Annotated in this window: 20 protein-coding genes; 1 reads left to right on the plus strand and 19 read right to left on the minus strand. The window is 40.2% G+C overall.

The genetic code is table 11. From position 1 onward, the window contains the following. Nucleotides 1–129: 129 nt before the first annotated feature. From ACFX4I_RS05270 to ACFX4I_RS05300, 7 genes are all read right to left on the minus strand, one after another. The gene (locus tag ACFX4I_RS05270; RefSeq protein ID WP_377419507.1) at nt 130–1,635 is read right to left on the minus strand and encodes a nitrate/nitrite transporter; all 1,506 of its coding nucleotides are present in this window, start codon (nt 1,633–1,635) and stop codon (nt 130–132) included. Further along, nucleotides 1,628–1,915 carry a hypothetical protein gene (locus ACFX4I_RS05275; protein ID WP_377419509.1) on the minus strand — a complete coding sequence of 96 codons (288 nt, stop codon included), beginning with the start codon at nt 1,913–1,915 and terminating at the stop codon, nt 1,628–1,630. Before ACFX4I_RS05275 ends, ACFX4I_RS05270 begins: the two co-directional genes overlap by 8 nt. Next, a complete protein-coding gene (locus tag ACFX4I_RS05280; RefSeq protein WP_377419511.1) occupies nt 1,902–2,213 on the minus strand; it encodes a hypothetical protein in 312 nt (103 codons plus the stop codon). The genes ACFX4I_RS05275 and ACFX4I_RS05280 overlap by 14 nt, the downstream gene beginning before the upstream one ends. Nucleotides 2,214–2,399: 186 nt before the next feature. Continuing rightward, nucleotides 2,400–2,927, minus strand: a complete 528-nt coding sequence (locus ACFX4I_RS05285; protein ID WP_230303464.1) for a QcrA and Rieske domain-containing protein — start codon at nt 2,925–2,927, stop codon at nt 2,400–2,402. Between the two features lie 11 nt (nt 2,928–2,938). Then, the gene (locus ACFX4I_RS05290) at nt 2,939–3,499 is read right to left on the minus strand and encodes a 4Fe-4S dicluster domain-containing protein (RefSeq protein ID WP_230303465.1); all 561 of its coding nucleotides are present in this window, start codon (nt 3,497–3,499) and stop codon (nt 2,939–2,941) included. Beyond that, a complete protein-coding gene (locus ACFX4I_RS05295) occupies nt 3,500–5,668 on the minus strand; it encodes a molybdopterin oxidoreductase family protein (RefSeq protein WP_377419514.1) in 2,169 nt (722 codons plus the stop codon). It lies immediately after the preceding gene. Next, a complete protein-coding gene (locus ACFX4I_RS05300) occupies nt 5,655–6,737 on the minus strand; it encodes a hypothetical protein (protein ID WP_377419516.1) in 1,083 nt (360 codons plus the stop codon). The genes ACFX4I_RS05295 and ACFX4I_RS05300 overlap by 14 nt, the downstream gene beginning before the upstream one ends. A gap of 151 nt (nt 6,738–6,888) precedes the next feature. Here ACFX4I_RS05300 and ACFX4I_RS05305 point away from each other — a divergent pair, with 151 nt between their 5' ends. Next, nucleotides 6,889–7,125: a hypothetical protein gene (locus ACFX4I_RS05305; protein WP_377419518.1), complete on the plus strand. Its 237-nt coding sequence runs from the start codon at nt 6,889–6,891 to the stop codon at nt 7,123–7,125. Nucleotides 7,126–7,445: 320 nt separating this feature from the next. Here the strand turns inward: ACFX4I_RS05305 and ACFX4I_RS05310 are convergent, their stop codons facing one another. The 12 genes from ACFX4I_RS05310 to hutU all read right to left on the minus strand — a co-directional run bounded on the left by ACFX4I_RS05310 (nt 7,446) and on the right by hutU (nt 22,368). Continuing rightward, a complete protein-coding gene (locus tag ACFX4I_RS05310; RefSeq protein ID WP_377419520.1) occupies nt 7,446–8,441 on the minus strand; it encodes a 5-oxoprolinase subunit C family protein in 996 nt (331 codons plus the stop codon). Beyond that, nucleotides 8,438–9,196, minus strand: coding sequence for a 5-oxoprolinase subunit PxpB (gene pxpB, locus ACFX4I_RS05315; protein ID WP_230303468.1), 759 nt, complete (start codon nt 9,194–9,196; stop codon nt 8,438–8,440). The genes ACFX4I_RS05310 and pxpB overlap by 4 nt, the downstream gene beginning before the upstream one ends. A 23-nt stretch (nt 9,197–9,219) precedes the next feature. Further along, nucleotides 9,220–10,011 (minus strand): putative hydro-lyase, encoded by a 792-nt coding sequence (locus ACFX4I_RS05320; RefSeq protein WP_377419522.1) that lies wholly within the window; start codon nt 10,009–10,011, stop codon nt 9,220–9,222. Between the two features lie 84 nt (nt 10,012–10,095). Beyond that, on the minus strand, nt 10,096–11,235 hold the full coding sequence (locus ACFX4I_RS05325; RefSeq protein ID WP_377419556.1) for an NRAMP family divalent metal transporter: 1,140 nt from the start codon (nt 11,233–11,235) through the stop codon (nt 10,096–10,098). Between the two features lie 119 nt (nt 11,236–11,354). Then, complete coding sequence (locus ACFX4I_RS05330; protein WP_230303470.1) at nt 11,355–12,116, minus strand: 5-oxoprolinase subunit PxpA; 762 nt, start codon at nt 12,114–12,116, stop codon at nt 11,355–11,357. A 300-nt stretch (nt 12,117–12,416) separates the two neighbouring features. After that, nucleotides 12,417–13,547, minus strand: a complete 1,131-nt coding sequence (solA, locus tag ACFX4I_RS05335) for an N-methyl-L-tryptophan oxidase (protein WP_377419524.1) — start codon at nt 13,545–13,547, stop codon at nt 12,417–12,419. 96 nt (nt 13,548–13,643) lie between these two features. Continuing rightward, nucleotides 13,644–15,203: a histidine ammonia-lyase gene (gene hutH, locus ACFX4I_RS05340; RefSeq protein WP_377419526.1), complete on the minus strand. Its 1,560-nt coding sequence runs from the start codon at nt 15,201–15,203 to the stop codon at nt 13,644–13,646. An 84-nt stretch (nt 15,204–15,287) separates the two neighbouring features. Next, nucleotides 15,288–16,673, minus strand: coding sequence for an MFS transporter (locus tag ACFX4I_RS05345; RefSeq protein ID WP_377419528.1), 1,386 nt, complete (start codon nt 16,671–16,673; stop codon nt 15,288–15,290). 308 nt (nt 16,674–16,981) lie between these two features. Beyond that, on the minus strand, nt 16,982–17,131 hold the full coding sequence (locus ACFX4I_RS05350; RefSeq protein ID WP_377419530.1) for a hypothetical protein: 150 nt from the start codon (nt 17,129–17,131) through the stop codon (nt 16,982–16,984). A 447-nt stretch (nt 17,132–17,578) separates the two neighbouring features. Beyond that, a complete protein-coding gene (locus ACFX4I_RS05355) occupies nt 17,579–18,901 on the minus strand; it encodes an MFS transporter (protein ID WP_230304191.1) in 1,323 nt (440 codons plus the stop codon). Nucleotides 18,902–19,396: 495 nt separating this feature from the next. Further along, on the minus strand, nt 19,397–20,695 hold the full coding sequence (hutI, locus tag ACFX4I_RS05360) for an imidazolonepropionase (protein ID WP_377419532.1): 1,299 nt from the start codon (nt 20,693–20,695) through the stop codon (nt 19,397–19,399). Next, the gene (hutU, locus tag ACFX4I_RS05365) at nt 20,695–22,368 is read right to left on the minus strand and encodes a urocanate hydratase (protein WP_283932933.1); all 1,674 of its coding nucleotides are present in this window, start codon (nt 22,366–22,368) and stop codon (nt 20,695–20,697) included. Before hutU ends, hutI begins: the two co-directional genes overlap by 1 nt. Nucleotides 22,369–22,393: the final 25 nt, after the last annotated feature.

Below are 22,393 nucleotides of genomic sequence, written 5' to 3' on the forward strand. Positions count from 1 at the left end.
TTTCGGTCAAGCGATTAAAACACTGACGTATACCTTCTTTCCCATCGGAAACTTAGCAATTAGAATTTCTCGTTCTTGAAAACATCAATTCAGCCTTCAAATCCAATGATTTCATGCACGCAGTTCATTTTATGCTTTTTTCACTCTATGACTTGAAATGTCACTAAACATTCCTGCATATTGAACGACATCCCCCGCATCATTCTTTATCGAACTAATGGTCAGCCATTGTAGATATTGCTGTCCATCCTTTCGGCTATTCCAGATTTCACCTTGCCAGAACCCATTTATCTCAATGGATTTCCACAAATCCTCATAAAAAATTTGAGGCTGTCTGCCTGATTTAAGTATACTAGGGTTCTTCCCTATTACTTCATTTTCCTGATAACCCGTAATACTGCAAAACGAAGGGTTTACTGAAATGATCTTGCCGGTGGTATCGGTAATAAGAATCCCTTCTATTGTATGATCAATCACTTCTTTGGCAAGCCCCATTTTGCCTTGGAAATACATCCAGACAACTAAAATCAAACTTGCAAGGGCAACTTCTGACAATGCCATGAACCCGATTGCATAATGTCCTGTGATATTGAATAACAAGGATAAAATTAATGGCGGAAAAAAACCTCCCAAACCGCCCATTGCGGAAACAATACCATTCACAATACCAGCCTGCTTTTGGAAATACATCGGCACCAGTTTAAAAATGACACCATTTCCCATTCCCGCACAGAGGGCAATACTCAAACAACCAAAAGTGTACCAGCCAATCGATGGAGCAAAGGATAAAATCATCGCTGAAACCGTATACACTCCGAAAACGAACATGAGCAGAATGAGGGAATGAAAGCGATCTGCAAGCCATCCACCAATTGGTCTCATAAGGGTAGCAAGAACAATAAAGCCTGCTGTCCTCAAACCGGCGTCAACTTTATCCAATCCAAAATTCGCTACAAGAAAGTTTGGCAGATAGATAGTAAATGCAACAAAAGAACCGAATGTTATAAAGTAGAATAAACTTAGCAGCCATAGTTTTTCATTTTTGTAGACACTCTTCACTTGTTCTAAAAGCGGTGTTTTTACTTTCAGTTCTTTTTTATCCCCTAACAGAAAGTTACCTGCGATAAAGACCGCCAAAATCACAAGATAAAGCTGTACAGTTGTTGACCAGCCAAAATTCTCAGCTACAACAGGTGCTGCAAAAGCCGATACTGCCGTTCCAAGGTTTCCTGCACCGTAAATGCCGTTTACAAAGCCATGACGTTCCTTTGGATAATACTTAGGTAAAGAGGTTACTCCAACAGAGAATACGGCTCCTCCAATACCAAGGAAAAGTCCTCCAATCAACAAATCGGCAAGGGAATCGGCAATACTGATATAATAAACTGGGAACAATAGTAAAATAAAGCTAATCAGGAAAATTTTCCTTGCCCCGAACTGATTGGCGTAAAAGCCAAGGGGGATACGAAGTACTGATCCCAAAATAACCGGAACGGCTGTCACCAGTGCAAGCTGACCTTCCGGTATAGCAATATCTTCTTTAATAAAAGGCATCAGGGATGAAATTAATACCCAAACCATAAATCCTACTACTAAGTTTAAAGTCTGTAATGGAAGCTGTATTTTCCTAATCATTCCGATCACACTCTCTTCTAATTACATATTGTAAACCCGTGCGTTCGTCAAAAGCTGACCACTCATTTTTGTTTTTAGCCATATTGCATGCCAAAGGGACAGCGAAAAAATGATGGTGGTCAAAATATATTCGTAGATGTGTCATGTCAGGACACATCTCCACCTTAACAATCGTTTTAGAAACAAAATGCGCTTTATCCTGCCCATCATCATCCAAGATTGCCACTCTAGCTTTTTCCGAGACTAATGATTGTAAACCTTCCAAATTAATGTGTTCCACATGTATTGCACCCTCTCTTTTCACTGTATACATATATTTGATAACCCTGCAAATATTTCCATAATCTATCATCTGCATGATTCTCGATAAATTCAATTGTTTCTTCTTCAGATTCCCAACCACTCATTCCCTTTACTTCTGCAACTACAATATCTAACCCATCTATTGACTTTTCATCCAAATACCAGTTAAGGCGGGCACCTTTAAATAGGTCTGAAAGGAGCTTATCGATTTCAGAAGAAAAGTTTACGGGTGCTACTTTTACAAAACATAAATCAATGTAAGTTTCGTTGTTCATTTGATTCACGCCTTTTCGTATTTAGTTTTTTTATACGTAAATAACGCTAAGGGAAACACAACAATGTTTAATCCACCAAATATTAGAACATTTATATAATTTTCATAATAAAATTGGTGAACCATGAATTGGGTAAATACAATATTCATCATTAAGAAGGCACAAAGCAAAGCGACACCGATAAACTTAAACTTCATAACGCTTCACCCTTACTGCGTATACCGCCCCATTTTCCACTTTCACCTGAATCTCAGGCAGCGGCCTTCTTGGCGGCCCAGCAGTCGGAACACCTGTTTCAACATCAAATTTCCCATGATGGCAAGGACAGATCATCTCTCCCTCCTCCTTCACCCAGAAAACTGGGCACCGAAGATGTGTGCATGCATTTTGGTATGCTACGTATTTCTTTTCTGACAATCTGATTAAAATGGCATCATCATGACCACCTGGAAATTTAAAATTCATTGCGTCACCAATTGCAAGTTTGCTTACATCTGTGATTTTTTTGTGAGGATACTCCTTCTCCCCAAGCCCCATCAATTCTTTAGCCGCTACCGCCCCCCAAGGGAGGGAGGAAATGGCGAATACGCCAGCAGCACCCACCAATGTTTTCATGAACCCACGTCTGTCAAGCTTTCTTTCATTATTCCGTTCAATATTATGAGTGTAATTATCTTCATTAAAGGGAATTTTATTATTTTTATCTGACGGCATCTTAATCCCTCCTAATATAGCTTAGTTATCCCCTGTAAAATACCTGGGAGATTTACCTTAACGTTCGTTTCACTTTCAAGATAAGGAAGGCTAGTCACCCATTTTCCATTATCTAGATTAAATTGTTTTCTCTTATTTTCAATTTCTTCATCTGTCAACCATTGAAGTGTATTGGATGGGCAAACACTTGCACACATTGGCGGGATACTGTCTTTTGTCCGGTCGATACATAAATCGCATTTGTACATTAAGTTTTGTTCATTGTCAAACTTTGGTATTCCATATGGGCAGGCAATCGTACAATTTTGGCAGCCGATACATTTTTCAACGAGTGCTGATAATACGGCCCCTGTCTCATGGATTTGGATTGCCTGGGCCGGACAACTCCTTGCACAAGCAGGATTTACGCAATGAAGGCACATAAGAGGCATCGTTTGCCGATTGACCAGAGGGTTTACATCATATACATAGTTTCTGTTCCGCTCTTCATGCCCTCCGCATTGTGTACAAGCCGCTAGGCATGACCTGCATCCTATGCAGTTTTCAAGTTCTAAGTAGAGCCTCTTTTTCATTTATTGCACCTTCTTTATTTCGACTTTTTCCATTTGGGCTGCACAGACCTTAAATTCCGGCATACGGGACATTGGATCAAGAGCTGCAATGGTTAATAGATTGATAGATTGCTCGTGCCCAAAGTGGTATGGGACAAATACAGTGTCTTCACGAATTGCTTCTGTAATTTTCACTTTATAGATTGCCTCACCTCTTCGGGTATACAGACGGACCTTATCCTCATGGTCCACATTGTATTTTTTTGCTGTATCCGGATGTACTTCCACGTAAGGTTCCGGACACATATCACGAAGGAACTGAATTCTTCTCGTCTGGTTCCCTGATAGATAGTGGTAAACGACACGTCCAGTTGTTAAACGAAGCGGATATTTTTCATCTGGCTCCTCAGCAGGGGGACGGTAAGGAAGTGCACAAATTTTCGCTTTACCGTCTGCGTGATAGAATTTTTTATCCAAGAACATATGCGGCGTTCCCTTGTCATTTTCATCCTTACAAGGCCAAAATACCCCGTCCTGTTTGTCAATCTTATCCCATGTGGCGCCGTAATAATCGGCATTTCCCCCTTTACTGGCCAGTCTGAATTCATCTGCCACATCTTTTGCAGTTTTCAAATGGGAAAAATATCTTCCTCTCCCAAGACGTTCTGCAAGCTCTACTTGTATTTGCCAATCGGGCTTAGATTTTCCGATTGGTTCTTGTGCCTTATTTATCTTAATAATTCGTCCTTCAAGGTTTGTAACTGTTCCTTCATCTTCTGACCACGTTACGGACGGAAGGATCACATCCGCAAACTCTGCTGATTCAGAAAGATAGAAATCCGAACACAGCATAAAATCCAGGTTTTTCATCGCCTTTCTGACAAAATTCAGGTTAGGCGCAGATACTGCAGGATTAGAACATAGCAGATACAATCCGCGAATCGTTTTTTGCTCCATCAGTTCAAACATTTCATAAGCCGAAACACCAGGCTTAGGCATTTCCTCCGGAGGGATATTCCATACTTTACAAACTTCTTCCACATGTTCAGGATTCGTAATTTTCCGGTATCCTGGCAATAAATCCGCTTTCTGACCATGCTCGCGTCCACCCTGTCCGTTTCCTTGACCAGTGAAAGTTGCTACACCAGACTTTGGACGGCCAATCTTACCTGTTACAAGCGCCATGTTTGTATATCCAGATACATTGTCAACGCCCTTATGCTGCTGTTCAATTCCACGGGCAAACATGACAACTGCATTCGGCGATCTTCCATAAATCTCTGCTGCGCGAATGATTTTTTCCGGTGCAACACCTGTAAGCTCACTCGTATATTCCGGCGTAAATTTTTTTACAAGCTCTTTTGTTTCTTCAAATCCATTTGTATGATTATTAATAAATTCTTCATCAGCATAACCATTTTGAATTAATTCATTTAAGATTCCATTAGCAAGGGCAAGGTCCGTGCCCGGTTTCAAGTCAAGATGAACATCCGCCCTTCTCGCAACAGGCGTTTCGCGGGGATCTGCCACGATAATGTAACCGCCTCTTTCTTGAACGTTCCAGACTCTGAACATAGAAGTTGGATGGCATTCTGCTGTGTTGCTTCCTGCAAGAAATAAGCAATCAGTTTCATGAATATCTGTCCAGGGTAATGTTGAACCTCTATCTACGCCGAAAGAACGAAGGAATCCCCCGGCCGCACTAGACATGCAGAATCGGCCATTATAGTCAATGTAGCGTGTGCCAAGAGCCACACGTGCAAATTTACCTGTTAAATAACATTTTTCATTCGTCATTGATACGCCGCTGAAAACGGATAATGAATCTTTTCCATATTTTTTTTGAAGCTCACTGAATTTTTTCGCGATTAAATCATATGCTTCATCCCAGCTTGCTTTTCGGAAGCCTTCCTTTGTTCCCTTTAATGATGCATCATCACGAATAAGCGGTGTTAATATGCGATCATCATGGTTCGTCTGCTGGTAAGCTGTTACCCCTTTTGGACACATTTTCCCAACAGTTACGGGCCAGTCATAACGTGGTTCAACCCCAATGATTTTATTTGTCGCTCTATTTACCCTTAAATTCATCCCGCACTGCATTCCACAATATGCACAATGCGTTTTAACCAATGATTCATTAGGGTGTAACACATTCTCTACATCTTTGAAAAACTTATCCCTTTGCATTCTGGTTAGCCTCCTTAACCTTTACCTCGTGGATAGGAAATCCGGAAAATTGGGCTATCCGGTATTTTCTTCGGCAAGGTAGGCACATTTCGGCGAGATGGTGGCCATCCTTTGTTTGAAATTCTATATCATTCTTACCGAGAACCTCTATGACATCTTTTGATTGTTCTGTTGAAACAAACTTATTACCGCAAACTTTGCATTCTTTCATGGATTGTTCCGCATAATGCTCTCTGTAGTTTCTAGCAAATACACTCAGTGGGCGGAAAGGTATGTGAGCAAGTTTTCCGAACGGAAGATAAATCAATGTGATGATGACTGACCACTGGTGAATCAGGGACATGGCTGGCTGTCCTGCACCGTGCAAAAAGATGTTCATAAACGTTAATGCCAATCCTGTAACGCTAACCAATAACAGCATAAATAATGGAAGAAAGTCATACATGAATTGTTGTTCTGCTCTTGCCTGCATATTTTTCAAGCGGCGGTAAAGAGCCATGCATACTCCGGCAATTACCATAACAGCAGTAATGTTCAGAGCGTTATATGATAAGTACGCAATGATTCCATTAGCTGGTACTGTCATTACCTGTATCCCCATTGCGATGATGTTGTAGTAACCGTTGTCGTCCATGGTGAAGTACATCCATCCAAATACTAGAGGAAATGTCACGAAGCAGGAAAGAATGCATCCCCAGCCCATTAGAACGTGCTGAGTCCATCGGTAAATTCCCCTATTCCAGATGAAATTGTATGTTGCTAAATGTTCAACTGTAGTTTTAGGCGTTGATTTTCTAAACAGAATTCTGATTCCTTTTTTTATAAAAACCTTTGTTGGCGGCCTTTCTCCCCATGCGATAAATCTGTAAAAGAAACCCCCAATAAAAATAAACGTCCCCACCATATATCCATAAAGGTTTAAATCTACATGTGTAAACATTTTCGTACCAATAAACGATAAAAAAACAAGTCCGCAAACTGCTAGAAACATGGACTTGGCAAAATTTGATGCAAAAGCATCATCAATCGATTTTCCTGTTTTTTGATTTACTGCGACTTTTGTCTGCATTACTATTCCTCCTTATTACAAACAATTACCATACCCTTATTGTAAGGTCTTCCCCGATTGTTCCATATCGGGGAACTTCCTTATCCTTTTGAAAAAATCCCCTTAACTTTTGAAAATCAAAAAAACCGTTCTGATGTCAGAACGGTCCAGTTTGACGACAAAAGGAGGTTCGGAATGCTCACATCCCGAATCTAAAAGAAAACTTGATTATCCTTCATATTTTTTACTTAATTATATGAATGAAACCCTCTCTAGATTGAAGAAATTTGCGACACTCCTGCCGAATTACTGGCTAGCCGAGACCCTGGAGACGTTTACGGCGAGGAGGCTTGGCAGACAGTCGGCGGAAAGGGAGCGGATTTTTGAAATCAGCTGGAACTTTTTTTAGAAAAAATTGAAGGTAACCTGGTCTTCTCTAGTTTGTCTACAGTCAGAACGGTCGTTACTATAAATTTCCATTACTACCCTTTTGAAAAATTCTTAATTGGGAGTGAGGTAAAAAAAAGATAAGTAGGCATGGGGATGTTAGGCTCAAGATTTTTTTGATGAAAAATATATTTCAACTTCTCCCCTCTTCCGAAAAAAAGCCATTTTTGAAAGTCGCATTGGTAAAGGGGAAAGAAAGGAAACATCTTATCATTTACTTTGTATAATGAAACAAAAAAGAAAGCCTCTTAAAGAGTACTTTCTCATCGTTTGCGACCGGAATTATATATCCAGCCATTTGTTCAGGGCTAATGAAATTGAAACCTTTAATTCATTTAATTGTTGTTCTTTTTGAAGGAAAAGCTGCTCGGCTTCTTTTAAGGTTACTCGTGAAAATTGAATAGCTTCCCCTGGTTTGACCTGAGCAATTAATGGTAAATCTGCAGTTATCACTTGAGCTATCTTAGGATACCCTCCCGTTGTTTGGCTATCCGCAAGAAGAATGATAGGGTTTCCATCAGGAGGAACTTGAACAGACCCGTTAGTCACTGCTTCAGACAATAGCTCACGTTTTTCTTGTATCTCCAGCAAAGGGCCTGATATTCTATAGCCCATACGATCAGATTGGTTTGAAACTTTAAACAAATTCTCTGTAAAACTAACTTTACTTGATTCAGTAAAATAATCGTACTGGCTACCATCTATGAAACGAATAACTGGCATGCGACTTGGCATAAACTCCTTTTCATTGACAAACCACTTTGGAGCGGTAAACGCTCCCTTAAACTTCCTGTTATCAAGAATAGTAGAAGTTTCATTAAAACCCACAACATCATCTACGTTTAATGCTCTTCCCTTAAAGCCGCCAATTTCCCCTCTTAAATATGTACTTTTACTATTCATAACTGTAGTAATAGCGTATCCTCCCGCTACAGACAAATAAGCCCTACAACCTGATTTACATCCAGCGAATCGAAGAATAGCGCCTTTTTTTACATAAACAGGCTTCCACATTGGAACAGCCTGACTGTCAATAGTAGGTGATAAATTTCCACCTGTTATCGCGATCAAGCAATTTTTTTCTATTTTAAGAGTCGGACCCATTAACGTAATTTCCAGGGCCGCTTCACCTTCTTTATTGCCAACTAACATATTGGCAATTCGTAGGGAATATGTATCCATTGCCCCGCTTACAATCACTCCATGTTGCTGAAATCCTTTTCTTCCAAGATCCTGAATACTAGTTAATAATCCCGGCTTGATTACACGCAGGCTCACTGTAACCCCTCCTTTAGAATAATTTCTTTATACTCTTGATTAGAAATTGGATGGAATTTCACAATGTCTCCTGCTTGTAATAGACTTGGAGGATTTACATTTGGTAAAAATAGTTTGGTTGGCGTCTGTCCGATTAATTGCCATCCACCAGGTGTTGATATAGGATATACACCCGTTTGCATACCGGCGATTCCTACTGCCCCTGCCGGAATGGCCATTCGGGGAGAGGAACGCCTAGGTGTCGCGATTTCTTCCGACATTCCGCCAAGAAACGGAAAACCTGGTGCGAACCCAATCATATAGGCCAAATACTCCCCGGTTGAATGAATATGAATGACTTCATCAGTAGTTAAATTATTATAACGAGCTACATATTCCAAATCCGGGCCATATTCCTTCCCATAGCACACAGGAATGGAAACTGTTCGATGTGTCAGCTTTTTATCTTCTTTTAACCACTGTAGTTTCCTTTCCAGAATAGAACGAACCACTTCATATGGAGAAATTAATTCATCGTTATTGCTTTGTTTTTGATTCTTATAGATAACTAGAGGATCATAAAAAACTGTCAAATTTGTAAAAGCCGGTACACATTCTATAAATCCTGCAAAAGGTTCATCTTCAAGTAAATCCATAAACATTTTAATTTTTTTGTGAATGTCGTATTTAATTTCATTCCCAAATGTAATCACGATTGCAGAATCGCCTAAGGGAGACAGTACGCATGTAGTTTTATTCAAAAGGTTTTCCGGCATAGGGAATCATCTCTTTCTGTCAGTTATAAAACTCCTAATTTTTCATCACGAATATCCGTAATGAACATATGTCCGGGTGCATGCGTGATCATGATCTCCGGTTTGGTCTCCATAGCAATGGATTGCGGCGTTACACCACAAGCCCAAAAAACCGGCACTTCTCCTTCACGAATCGTTACTGCATCACCAAAATCAGGTTTATCTATGCAAGAAACACCAATCGCCTCCGGATCTCCAATATGGATTGGACCACCATGAACAGCAGGAAAACGCGATGTAACTTGAGCCGCTCGCACCACATCTTTCTGAGGAATCGGACGCATGCTGGCTACCATTTTCCCGTGAAAGATCCCGGCTTCAATACATGAAATATTCGTTTTATACATTGGAACATTACAGTCCTCTTCAATATGACGAATGGAAATATCATTGTTTAAAAGGGCATGTTCAAATGTAAAGCTGCAACCGATTAAAAATCCAACCATATCATCTTCCCAATAATCTGAAATATCCGTTACTTCTTCCACTAATTCACCATATTTATATATCCGATATTTTGGAATATCTGTACGTATATCCCCAGACTGAGCAGCAAATTTAGGAATAGGAGAACCAATTTCAGTTACGTCTAGAAGTGGACAAGACTTAGGGTTTCGTTGACAGAATAATAAAAAATCAAAAGCATGCTCTTTTTTTAAGATGGCTAAGTTCGCTTGTGCATAACCGTTAGCCATGCCTGCAGTCGGTTTAATCATTTCGTTGTTTCGAATCATTGAACGCAACTCAGCCGGGGTAGCTTGAGAAAGATCGATCATTAGTATACATCTCCTATCATGAACTGGCAGTCAGTGACAAACTGGCAAACCACTTCGACCTGTATTTATTGGATTTTCATTCATTTAAAAAAGTGCGGGCAGTTGTTTCATTAATGTATATACGCCCATTAACGCCATGATGACTACCACAAACACACCGGAAATCGTTAACCATAAAGGATGCTTATAATCACCCACGATGTTTTTCTTATATGCGGCAATTAGCAGTGTTCCAAGGGCAATTGGTAAAATGAGCCCATTTATGGCGCCGACTATAAGCAGTACTTTAACCGGTTGACCAATTAATAGAAAGCAAATGGTCGAAACGACAATAAAACCAATGATTATCCAGTTAGCCTTTTTATTTATTTTTTCACTGAATGTTCTGATAAACGAAACGGAAGTATATGCAGCACCTACTACTGATGTGATTGCTGCAGCCCACATAACAATACCAAACATTTTATATCCTACATTACCAGCTGCGAGTTGAAAAACGGATGCTGCAGGGTTTTCTGAATCAATTTGCAATCCTTTAGATACAACACCTAGAACTGCTAAAAATAATGCAACTCGCATAACTGTGGTTATTAAAATACCCATTACTGAACTCTTTGTTACTTGTGGCAGTGCTCCGACACCTTTCACTCCTGCATCCAAAAGACGGTGTCCCCCTGCAAATGTAATATAGCCACCTACAGAACCACCTACTAACGTTACGATTGCGATAATATCGATTTTATCAGGTGCAAAAGTCCTCACTACCGCTTCCCCAACTGGAGGAGAGGTTGTCCAAGCAACGTAAATCATCAAACAAATCATGAAAAATCCGGCAATTTGCGTAAAACGGTCCATCGCTTTACCCGCTTCTTTTACAACAAAAATTAATATTGCAATGACTGCACTTATTGCTGCCCCGGCCGTTGGGGATATTCCCGTCATTGCATTTAGACCTAATCCAGCTCCTGCAATATTTCCAATATTAAATGCCAGCCCGCCCATAACGATCAGTGCTGCCAGTACATAGCCCAACCCTGGAAGGACCATGTTTGCAATTTCTTGCCCCCGTTTTTCAGATACAGCAATAATGCGCCATACATTTGTTTGTGCAAAAATATCAAGAATAACTGAAATAAGAATAACAAAACCAAAACTTGCTGCAAGACTTTGGGTATAAACAGTTGTCTGCATTAAAAAACCTGGTCCTATGGCTGATGTTGCCATAAGAAATGCTGCACCTAGTAATAATGTCCGGTTCGTTTTTGGCTTAGTAGGATTTTTTTTCTGATCAGTTGTATTTTTGATTGGCTCCAATGGAATCTGCCTCCTAGATGTTTGTGATTTTATTTAGAAATAGACTTTACTATAATTTCAGATATTTCTAAGGATTTTTTCACATGACGAGCAAAGGTTAATGCATGTGCTCCGTCCCCATGAATACAAATTGTATCAGCCTTTAAAGTCACATCAGTACCTTGCTGTGACAAAACCTTTCCTTCTTTAACCATTCGAATTACTTGTGCAACAGCAGCATCATCATTTTCTATCAATGCATGCGCTTCCATTCGAGAAGTCAATGAACCATCTTGTTGATAAGTTCGATCCGCAAATACTTCACTAGCCGTTTGTAATCCAATGGTCTGTCCAGCACGTATTAATTCACTTCCCGATAAGCCAAATAAAATGAGCTCAGGATTAACTTTGTATACAGCTTCAGCAATTGCAAGAGATAACTCTTTATTCTTTGCCGCCATATTGTACAAAGCACCATGCGGTTTAACATGTTGCATACTCCCGCCTTCTGATTGCAAGAAGCCATTTAATGCACCAATTTGATAGACAACAATATCATAAGCTTCCTGTGGAGAAATATTCATATTGCGTCGGCCAAAACCAATTAAATCTTGTAATCCTGGGTGGGCACCAATTTTTACATCTTTCTCTAAAGCAAGTTGAACCGTTTTTCTCATAACGGTAGGATCGCCAGCATGAAATCCACACGCTACATTGACAGATGTTACAAAATCCAAAATCTCTGCATCATTTCCAATTCGATATGTGCCAAAGCTCTCACCTAAATCAGAATTCAAATCAACAGTATTCATTGTACACTCCTCCTATTTACAGAAATTTCGAATAATAAAACTTATAAATATGTAGGAAAAAAAAGTATTTCACTTTTATCATAATCCGAAATTCGGAATCTTTGTTTCATATTTCGGAATATTCTTATTCTATCATGTTTTTTTTATTTCGACAATACTTTGTTAGATTACCTAACATATAGTTAGATTCAAAATATAAATGGTAGAATATAAAGTAATAATAAAAAAAGCCGTTGTTTCCTATAATAAGGAAGCAACGGCCATGAATAGGGCATTAAAGTTTGGAGCATATTATGACATTCAATTATTGAATCGATTAATAGAAAACAATGAAATATCTTCCTTGCTAGTACCGGAGATAATCAAGTCACTCAAAATTTCACCTATGACACTGCTGAATTTAAAACCGTGTCCAGAGAAACCTGCTGCTATAGCAATGTGTGGATAATAAGGATGATTATCCACTATAAAATGCTCATCAGGGGTCATGGTGTAGATGCAAGTTTTCCCATATTTCATTTTTTGATCAGCCGGCATATATTTCCGTAAAAACTTCACCAAATCACCCTCATCATCATCCAATTCACCAAACCCTTCAATACAGCCATCAGGATTTATACGGTTTCCTCCATCATGTCTCCCTATTTTCAATCCAGAACCATTTATACTAGGAAAGCCATAGTATGTACCAACTGAAGTATCAAATGAAAAAGCCGGAAAATCATTATGATTATATAATTTTTCATTTGCATGAAACCAAGCAAATGTTTTTCTAATGGGTTCTAACGGCAGATTTAAACCTAACATCGCCAGTATTTTCGGGGCCCATGCCCCAACTGCAACCACTAAAGATTCTGAGTGGAATGTCTGTTCATCCGTTTTAACCGTGACCCCATCGCCATGAACAACTATCTTCCTTACTTCACTGTTTACAATGATGTCGGCACCATTAGATTTCGCAAGTTGTTGATACGCTCTTATGCATTCTTCACTTTTCAACACGCCCGAAGTCGATTCATAGCACCCAATGTAATCTTCTGGCAGTGTTATACCAGGCCATCTATCATGAATTTCATGTGAATCCAAGATTTCCATAGGTAAACCATATTCCTTTGACCCCGCTCTCACTTGTTTAATGAAAGTGGAATTTTCGCTTCCAGCATTCAGGACCCCCGTTGGAAGAAATAATTGTTCCCCCGAATTTCTTTCCAATTCACCCCATAGCTTTTGGGCTTTAAGTGCCAACGAAACATACTCCCTTCCTTCACCATAAGCATGTCTAATAATCCTTGTTTCCCCGTGATGGCTGCCCTTATTATGAGGAGGAGCAAAGGAATCCAATAATAATACTTTTTGTCCTTTTTTTGAAAGGTAATAACCTGAAGACATTCCCATAGATCCAGCTCCAATTACAATTACATCATAGTGCATCTTACATCCCTCCTCTTTTAAATATAAACCTTCATTTTTAAAAAAAGAAAGCCACTTTACCTTATAAAATAAAGTAAAACAGCTTCCACATGGTTTTTAGAACTCTATTTCCCCGATTTTCATTTCAACGAGCTTCACTATTTCTCCTTCATGAATTTGCCTATAAACCGCTTCAATGTCAGGATGGAAAAAGCGATCTTCTTCAACCATCGGGACTTCGCTCCGAACTAAATGATATACCCCCTCCGTAACCGGTGACGGCTTCAATGGCAGATGAAAATCCATTGCTTGCGTTGCAGTCATCAGTTCAATGGCTAAAATATATTCAAGTTTCTTCGAAATCCGATAGGCTTTCTTCGAAGCGAAATAGGCAAAACTTATCACGTCTTCTTGATTTGCGCATGTAGGGATATTATCTATAGTGGCTGGATGCGAGAGCACCCTTATTTCATTCAATAGCCCTGCAGCTGTATATTGTGGAATCATGTAGCCACTATTTAAACCTGGATTAACCACTAAAAAATTAGGTAATTCACTAAGGTGATGGTTTACAAGCCGATCTATTCTGCGTTCTGTTATTTTTGCTAAGTTTGCTAGCGCTATGGAAATCGTATCCGCGTATATCCCAACAAATGAACCATCAAAATTTCCGGCCATTAGTGCAATTCCATCTTCCTCTTCCGGAAAAATCAGAGGATTGTCACTTACGGAGTCCATTTCATTCTCGATCGAAACAGCAGCGTCTTTCAATACTCTTTTTATGGCTCCATGGACTTGTGGAATGCATCGTAAGCTAAGTGCATCTTGTAATCTATGATCCTTGTATGTATCAATGATTTGGCTGCCTTCAAGAATTCTTGTTACATTTCTGGCTGTCTTTGCCTGTTCCTCATGTTTTTTCAATGCATGGGGACGGGGATCAAATGCTTTTATTGTACCTTTCAGCACTTCTAAGGACATAGCTCCCGTAATGTCCGCGGTTTTCGCTGCTTGCATGCTATTATATAAAGCCAAGACAGCCATCGCAGTGACGGAAGGAGTTCCGCTTATAAGAGCCAGTCCTTCTTTACACCCAAGCGTAACTGGCTTCAATCCAGATTGCGCTAACGCATCCTTTCCCGGGAGAAGCTCATCGTTGTACCATGCCCGCCCCTCCCCGATCACCAATAAGGACATGTGTGCTTCAGGAGATAGATACCCCACGGACCCCTCACCTGGAACATAGGGAAGTATATCGTGATTTAACAGTGAAGCGATCAGCTTCAAAACTTGTAAACGGACTCCTGAATAACCCTGGCCTAAATTCACGAGGATCATCAATTGAATGGCTCTTACGACTTCTTTTTCAAGAGTTTCCCCTACTGAAACAGCATGTGAACGAACAATATTCCGTTGAAGGGTTTCTGCGTCCTGTGGAGAAATCACTTCTGTCATATTACTGCCAAAACCAGTCGTAACACCGTAAATCAATCTATTATCATCTAAAAACTTTTCTATTAAGCTTCGTGATTTATTTACCCTTTCACAATATGTCTCAGTGAAAGTAACTTTTGCACCATACCTTGCAACCGCAATTACCTCTTGGATCGAGATGGCACCATCCCCTAGTGCCACCTCTTTAATATCCATAGGATGTAAACAATCTGTAGTTGTCATCCTTACACATCTCCTCTCATATGACTCATCAAGAAGGAGAAAAAAAGTTCTGTTCCTTCTCATTTATTTGCTTGAAAATTAATCTTATGTTATTTTTTCATTTTTTGTAAAGGGAATATCGGTTTCCATCGGAGGGTGCCCCGCTTCAAGTAAAGGATTACTGGCATCATTAAGTGAAAGCGATTTTGTCTCAGGTGCCCAAGCGATCGATACAATCAAGCCGATCAGCAGAATGGCAGCCATTCCTGCCATTGAGGCACTTAATCCAAATGAACCTAAAGAAACAGGCAGCAGAAATGTTCCAATCGCAGAACCAATTCGACTAATTGCCGTAACCATACCTATTCCCGATCCACGAATCTCAGTTGGAAAAAGCTCTGCTGGGTATACTAATGTAAGGTTCGAAGCTGCTGACATGAAAAAAGTAAAGATCAAAAAGGCTATCAGCATTAAGAATTGAGAACTATTGTGTAAGAAGCTAAGTGAAAACAATGAAACGGTAAGGATTGTAAATGCCCCGATGGTAAATCCTCTACGAGAAAATTTTGCAAGCAACCAAAGACCAACAATTGCCCCAACAAGCAAGAATAGATTCAGCATCGTATCGGCAAAGAAGTTTTGTTCAAAACCCATTGTACTTAGTATGGACGGCAGGAAAGTGTAAATAGCAAAGTACGGAATAACAAGAGTTAATTTGAATATTCCACCAAAAGCCAAGCGCTTACGAAGTTTTTTACTGAAAAGTCCACGAAATCCTAAAGTCTTTTGGTTTTCAGTGCCAGTCGTCGTTTCTCCCATTTCAACGTTCGGTCCAAGGTGTTTTTTTACAATTTGGCGAGCTTCTTCGATACGCCCCATGCTGACAAGCCATCTTGGTGATTCAGGCGTTCCTATTCTTAAGATTAAAACCACAATAGCTGGAATCGCAGCACTGACAAGCATCCAACGCCATGAGTCTGAACCACCCTGTCCCAGGTAATGACCAACAAAGTTTGATGCTACATATCCAAGCGTCCATACTACATTTATGGACGCGAGGAGCGAGGAGCGATACTTTTTTGGTGAAAACTCGGCGAGTAAAGTAGTACCGACAGCGTAATCTCCTCCAAGTCCAAAACCGATTAGCAACCGTAAAATAAAAAGCTCTTCTGGACTGCTAACAAAAAATTGTAAAATAGTAGCTACCGTAATAAGTAAAAAGTTTACGAGAAAGATTTTCTGTCTGCCTATACGATCGGAAAGTCTTCCAAGTATTAAAGACCCCGCAAACAGACCGATTAATGCAGAACTGCCGATCAGCCCTGTCCACATCGCATTCATATTCATTTGAGGCCCGAATACTGTAAGGGCCATCGCGATGATCCCAAGGGAGTAGCCATCACAGAAGCTTGAACCGAATGTTAGTCCAGCAATTCGAAAATGAAACTTTTTAAATGGGGCATCGTCTATAGTGTATTTTTGCTCGTTCAAAAAATCCCCTCCATTTTTTGATTTATCAGATTTATGGATCAAAAAAATTTTACTGCAATACTCCGGTATTGACCCAGAAATTAAATGAATAGATTTCAGTTCACACTAAATAATGATATTTTACTGACCTTCCAAACACACCTGCATGCAGGTTAGAAATTTTGCACTTACAGGTAGTTTTCATTTTACGGTTAAGACTAGTACTAAAAAGAAAATTCAGCAAAGAATATTATGAAATAGTAATCTTTTTATAATTTATTTCAAACGATTCTACCTTTTAATTTCTATTTAATTATGAAAATATAGTTTTAGGATTCGATCAATTGTTTATCATTGAAATAAATGACTTCACTAAGGATTATACAGCCTTCTATTACCTCAATTTTTTCCCTAGCTTCCTTTTCTGTGGTAAACTCAAACATTTTTATCCATTTTTCGAATGGATGGTGAATACCCACATAAAATTCCCTCCATATGGGTGTTCATTTCCGAATTTTTCCTTAAAACACTTTCATTTAATTTCACTGTAAAGCAGTAAAGTGTTTACCGCTGCCAATGGGTAGGATGATAAACCACCATCCTACTATTCAGCACCATTACATGTGGATAAATACTTCTAAAAGCCCAATTCATCTGCTGAAATGGGTAGACATTGACTGAAGATCAAGGCCTTATCTTTTTTAGTGATTCTTAAAGGCCAGTCAGGCTTTAGGAATCAATCTTCACAAATGGCGTTAAAGAGGGTTTTTACTCGACAAATTCATGCTCACGGCCTTTATTATCGTTTGGATCCGCATGGGCTCTCATAAAAGTAGGAACTAGATCAATCGGATGCTCCTCTTGTAAATTTCTTCTGAAGGTGAAATACATAATCCGTAATCAATATACATCCATGATGCCTTATCTTAGCTAACCATATTATTGGTGGTTTCCGATGAGTTACCTTGTTTGCCAGGCTTCACGAAAACCATGGCTATCATGCCAATCGTGACGGCTATTGATGCTGCAATAAACATGGCATTATATCCATATATCGCGACAAGACTTCCTGTCAAGGTAGGGGCAATAATTGTAGCCAGATTGGCAATGAAATGAGTTACCCCGCCAAATGTTCCAGCTTTATTCGGTTCTGTATCCAGAACCACGATCCAATATATGGAATTAGGTAAATAATTAAAGGCATTTCCTATACACATTAAAGCTAGTACGGCCGCCGCACTCTCGACAGTCGGAATCAACATAAAACATACAGCTGTACAAAATAAGGAGACTACTGTGAACCAAGATCTGGCAATACGTAAATTCCCTGTTTTTCTACGTAATATATCCGAGATTTTACCACCTAATAATCCAGTGATAATAGCTCCTACCCAGGGAATCATACCAATATATGAAAGAGAAGAAAGTGAATAATTAAATTCATCTTGCAGATATTTGGGGGTCCATGTAAGTAATAAAATATTTACATATAAAAAGGCAAAATATCCAATTGCATTAAATACTAACGTAGGGTTTTTAAAAAAATGGTACCATGGTACATTTTTTTGTTCGTCTAATTTCGTCTCACCTTTTATTAAAATATCTGCACTTCGAATTTCTTCTAGTTCGGTTTTCGAGACTCTTGGATGATCTTCAGGTAAGTTTGTAAATACTTTGTTCCAAATTGCTACCCAAATAAAGCCTAATATACCGAGAATAACGAATGTTACTTTCCAGTTAGTGAATGTTAGAAGACCTACTACGATGGGTGCAGTTATTAATGCACCAATTGGCGTTCCAACTAATCCAAGTGCTACAGCAAACCCTTTTTCTTTAGGAGATACCCAGTTTGCCATCGTTCGGTTCATCGTTGATAAGGTAGGTCCTTCAGCTAAACCAAATAAAACACGAAATACCGCAAATCCTGCCAATGCAGAGCCCCCAAATAATGCTGCACCTATATGACCTGCGAATATTGTCCCAATTTCAAAAAAAGACCATGTAGTTCCGGCAAGGATCCACATGAATTTAGGACCTTTCTTATCTGCTAAAGCACCACCAAATAGTGCACCGAATATATATCCATATCCAAAATACCCCAGGATTGCTCCCCAACTTACTGGATCTAAATTGAACTCCTTGATTATTTCAGCTTGGGCATATGAAAGTGCACCTCTATCAATATAATTTATGATTGTAATAACAATAATCATAAAAATGATAAAATAACGATAGTTATTTCTCAACATGTAATCACTCCTTGATGTTTGTTGGAGAGCAGCAATACTGACCGATTTTAAACATAAAAACAGTCATCATAAAACCCTAAATCCAGTCTGCATTATGCAGCCTGTTATAAATTGCAGCCATGAATACCCTGGTCTTGACTGTTTCTACCCCCATAGAGAAGCTCGGATCAAGACAGACAAAATCAATTTGCATGACAATCGGATACTGGCCAAATTCTAGTAAATATCAAAAAACCAATTAGCAGGCATTCCACCATGGGTAGAAGCATGTAACCAGTGCAACTGAAATATCAGAACATCTCCTGCTTTGGCAACTCGGAATACTGTAAGGATCATGTTGTACGTATCAATGCCTTTTTACATCCGCCAAAATTCCAGCGGATATAAAAAGGCTCCTGATACATAGTTTGGAGTTCATTAAAAGGGCGTTTCATGAGAGATCCGGTCAACCTAATGATGGTTCGATGGGTATAGCCTCTCTTCTTTTAGTGAATTTTATAGACCAGTCAGGCTTTTGGAATCAGCCTTCACTTTATCATTCACTACTTGCACACCATTTTTCCATACAGACTTAACGTGATTGACCCCAAATAAATATTGCAACTCCTGATAGTTTTCAACATTCCATAAAACGACATCCGCTTGTTTTCCGACTTCAAGCGATCCGACCCTTTCTTGCCTGTTGATTGCACAAGCAGCATTGTATGTCGCCGCCGTCAGAGCTTCTGCAGGGGTAAGCCGCATCGAAATGCATGCCAGATTCATGACAAGCGGCATGGATGTCGTCGGTGAAGATCCGGGATTGCAATCGGTCGAAATGGCAACAGCCACACCTTCATCAACCATTCGTCGTCCAGGTGCCGCTTCTTCTCGTAAATACAAGGCGGTGGCTGGAAGCAAGCAGGCAATGGTGCCTGACTTCGCCATAGCAGTAATCCCCTCATCGGAAGCTTTTAACAAATGCTCAGCTGAAATGGCTCCTATCTTCGCAGCTAATTCAGCTCCACCATATGGCTCAATTTCATCAGCATGAATTTTAGGGATCAAGCCGTACTTTTTCCCCGCCTTTAAAATCCGTTCTGATTGTTCAGGGGTAAAAACCCCCTTTTCACAAAAGACATCATTGAATTCTGCAAGCTTTTCTTCAGAGACGATTGGAAGCATATCATTAATCAGATGATCGACAAATTCATCCTCGCGGCCTTTATAATCCTTTGGAACCGCATGGGCTCCCATAAAAGTAGGAACTAGATCAATCGGATGCTCTTCCTGTAGCTTCTTCATCACCCGCAACTGCTTTAATTCTGTTTCCAAATTCATTCCATAACCGCTTTTACCTTCTACTGTAGTCACGCCATGAGCGAGAAACGAATCAAGTCGTCGCATGGTTTGCTCCATCAATTCTTCTTCACTTGCTTCCCTTGTCATGCGGGTGGTAGCATGAATGCCCCCACCTGCGTTCATAATGTCCATATATGTTGCGCCTTCAAGACGCATTTCAAATTCACGTTCCCGACTCCCGCCATATACAACATGCGTATGTGGATCAACTAACCCAGGTGTCACCAAATGGCCAGTTGCATCAAAGACTTCAGCTTCATGCATTCTATCTGCATAGAGTTCTTCCAATTCTTTGGTCGTACCGATCGCTTGGATCAAACCAGATTCCATCCATATACTTCCATCTTCAATCAACCCAAGCTCTGACATTGCCTCTTTGGAACGAGGACCTTTCCTACCAGAGGTAAGTGTTGCAAGTTGAGCGGCATGTTTTATCCAAATTGGTTTTGTCATTATTTATCAATTCCTTTATCAAGCATCGGGATATTAATACCTCTTTCACGTGCTGTTTCCTCTGCCAGTTCATATCCTGCGTCAACATGACGCACTACACCCATCCCAGGGTCCGTTGTCAACACTCGCTCAATCCTGGCTGCTGCTTCTTTTGTACCGTCTGCCACAATTACAACGCCTGCATGCATGGAGTAACCCATTCCTACGCCGCCGCCATGATGTACGGAAACCCAAGTGGCACCGCCCACAGCATTCACCATTGCATTTAAGATCGGCCAGTCAGCCACTACATCGGAACCATCCTTCATGGCTTCCGTTTCACGATTCGGCGAAGCGACAGAGCCAGAATCCAAATGGTCACGACCAATCACGATCGGGGCCTTCAATTCACCGCTTGCAACCATATCATTGAGGATTTTACCAAAACGGGCGCGCTCCCCATAACCAAGCCAGCATATGCGGGAAGGCAGACCTTGGAACTGAATTTTCTCTTGAGCCATTTTAATCCAGTTACATAAATGTTCATTATCAGCGAATTCGCGTAAAATGGCTTGGTCTGTTTTATAAATGTCTTCTGGATCACCAGATAAAGCCACCCAGCGGAATGGACCTTTACCTTCACAGAATTGTGGACGGATATAAGCTGGAACGAAGCCCGGGAAGTCAAAAGCATTCTCTACCCCTTCATCTTTCGCAACTTGACGGATATTGTTGCCATAATCAAACGTCACAGCTCCTTTTTCCATCATTTCAAGCATCGCTCTTACATGTTTGGCCATTGAAGCTTTAGAGAGTTTAATATACTCTTCTGGATTTGCATTCCGTAATTCTGCAGCTTCCACCATTGATAGGCCTGAAGGAGTATATCCATTTAGCGGATCATGGGCCGAAGTCTGATCCGTCAAGACATCAGGAATGAAGTTCCTTGCGATCATTTCCGGAAGAATATCTGAAGCATTCCCAATCAAACCAATCGATAATGCTTTCCCTGCAAGTTTAGCTTCATTGGCTAAACGAATGGCTTCATCCAATGAATCCGTTTTCACATCGGTATAACGAGTCTCAATCCTCCTGTCAATTCTTGTCTCATCTACATCGATCCCGATACAGACACCACCGTTCATCGTAACTGCCAGCGGCTGTGCCCCTCCCATTCCGCCTAAACCTGCCGTTAGAGTAATGGTGCCTTTTAACGAGTTATTGAAATGTTGTTTTGCAAGCTCGGCAAAGGTCTCGTATGTACCCTGTACGATTCCTTGAGATCCGATATATATCCAGCTGCCTGCTGTCATCTGCCCATACATCATCAATCCCTTTTTATCAAGTTCATGGAATGTTTCCCAGTTCGCGTATGCAGGGACGATATTTGAATTTGCAAGCAGGACACGTGGTGCATCCGAATGCGTTTTAAAAATGGCCACCGGTTTCCCTGATTGGACTAGTAAAGTTTCATCTTCTTCAAGCTCTTTTAGTGATTTGACGATTGCATCAAAGCATTCCCAGTTACGAGCTGCTTTCCCAATCCCTCCGTATACCACCAAATCTTCTGGACGTTCAGCAACTTCAGGATCCAAATTATTCATAAGCATTCTAAGCACTGCTTCTTGTTGCCATCCTTTAGTATGCAATTCTGTTCCAGTATAACGGATAACCTTATTTGTAATCGTGTTCATTTTCATTTCCCCCTTGTTTTTGTTA

Origin of the sequence: Peribacillus sp. YIM B13472, assembly GCF_042788005.1 — a bacterium.
Classification (GTDB): domain Bacteria; phylum Bacillota; class Bacilli; order Bacillales; family DSM-1321; genus Peribacillus; species Peribacillus simplex_E.

Coding starts and splice junctions, on each gene's coding strand:
- hutU (WP_283932933.1), bottom strand. CDS start 22,368: ATGAACACGATTACAAATAAGGTTATCCGTTATACTGGAACAGAATTG.
- ACFX4I_RS05280 (WP_377419511.1), bottom strand. CDS start 2,213: ATGAACAACGAAACTTACATTGATTTATGTTTTGTAAAAGTAGCACCC.
- ACFX4I_RS05355 (WP_230304191.1), bottom strand. CDS start 18,901: ATGTTGAGAAATAACTATCGTTATTTTATCATTTTTATGATTATTGTT.
- ACFX4I_RS05330 (WP_230303470.1), bottom strand. CDS start 12,116: ATGAATACTGTTGATTTGAATTCTGATTTAGGTGAGAGCTTTGGCACA.
- ACFX4I_RS05285 (WP_230303464.1), bottom strand. CDS start 2,927: ATGCCGTCAGATAAAAATAATAAAATTCCCTTTAATGAAGATAATTAC.
- ACFX4I_RS05270 (WP_377419507.1), bottom strand. CDS start 1,635: ATGATTAGGAAAATACAGCTTCCATTACAGACTTTAAACTTAGTAGTA.
- ACFX4I_RS05295 (WP_377419514.1), bottom strand. CDS start 5,668: ATGCAAAGGGATAAGTTTTTCAAAGATGTAGAGAATGTGTTACACCCT.
- hutH (WP_377419526.1), bottom strand. CDS start 15,203: ATGACAACTACAGATTGTTTACATCCTATGGATATTAAAGAGGTGGCA.
- ACFX4I_RS05320 (WP_377419522.1), bottom strand. CDS start 10,011: ATGATCGATCTTTCTCAAGCTACCCCGGCTGAGTTGCGTTCAATGATT.
- pxpB (WP_230303468.1), bottom strand. CDS start 9,196: ATGCCGGAAAACCTTTTGAATAAAACTACATGCGTACTGTCTCCCTTA.
- solA (WP_377419524.1), bottom strand. CDS start 13,547: ATGCACTATGATGTAATTGTAATTGGAGCTGGATCTATGGGAATGTCT.
- ACFX4I_RS05300 (WP_377419516.1), bottom strand. CDS start 6,737: ATGCAGACAAAAGTCGCAGTAAATCAAAAAACAGGAAAATCGATTGAT.
- ACFX4I_RS05325 (WP_377419556.1), bottom strand. CDS start 11,235: ATGGCAACATCAGCCATAGGACCAGGTTTTTTAATGCAGACAACTGTT.
- ACFX4I_RS05290 (WP_230303465.1), bottom strand. CDS start 3,499: ATGAAAAAGAGGCTCTACTTAGAACTTGAAAACTGCATAGGATGCAGG.
- hutI (WP_377419532.1), bottom strand. CDS start 20,695: ATGACAAAACCAATTTGGATAAAACATGCCGCTCAACTTGCAACACTT.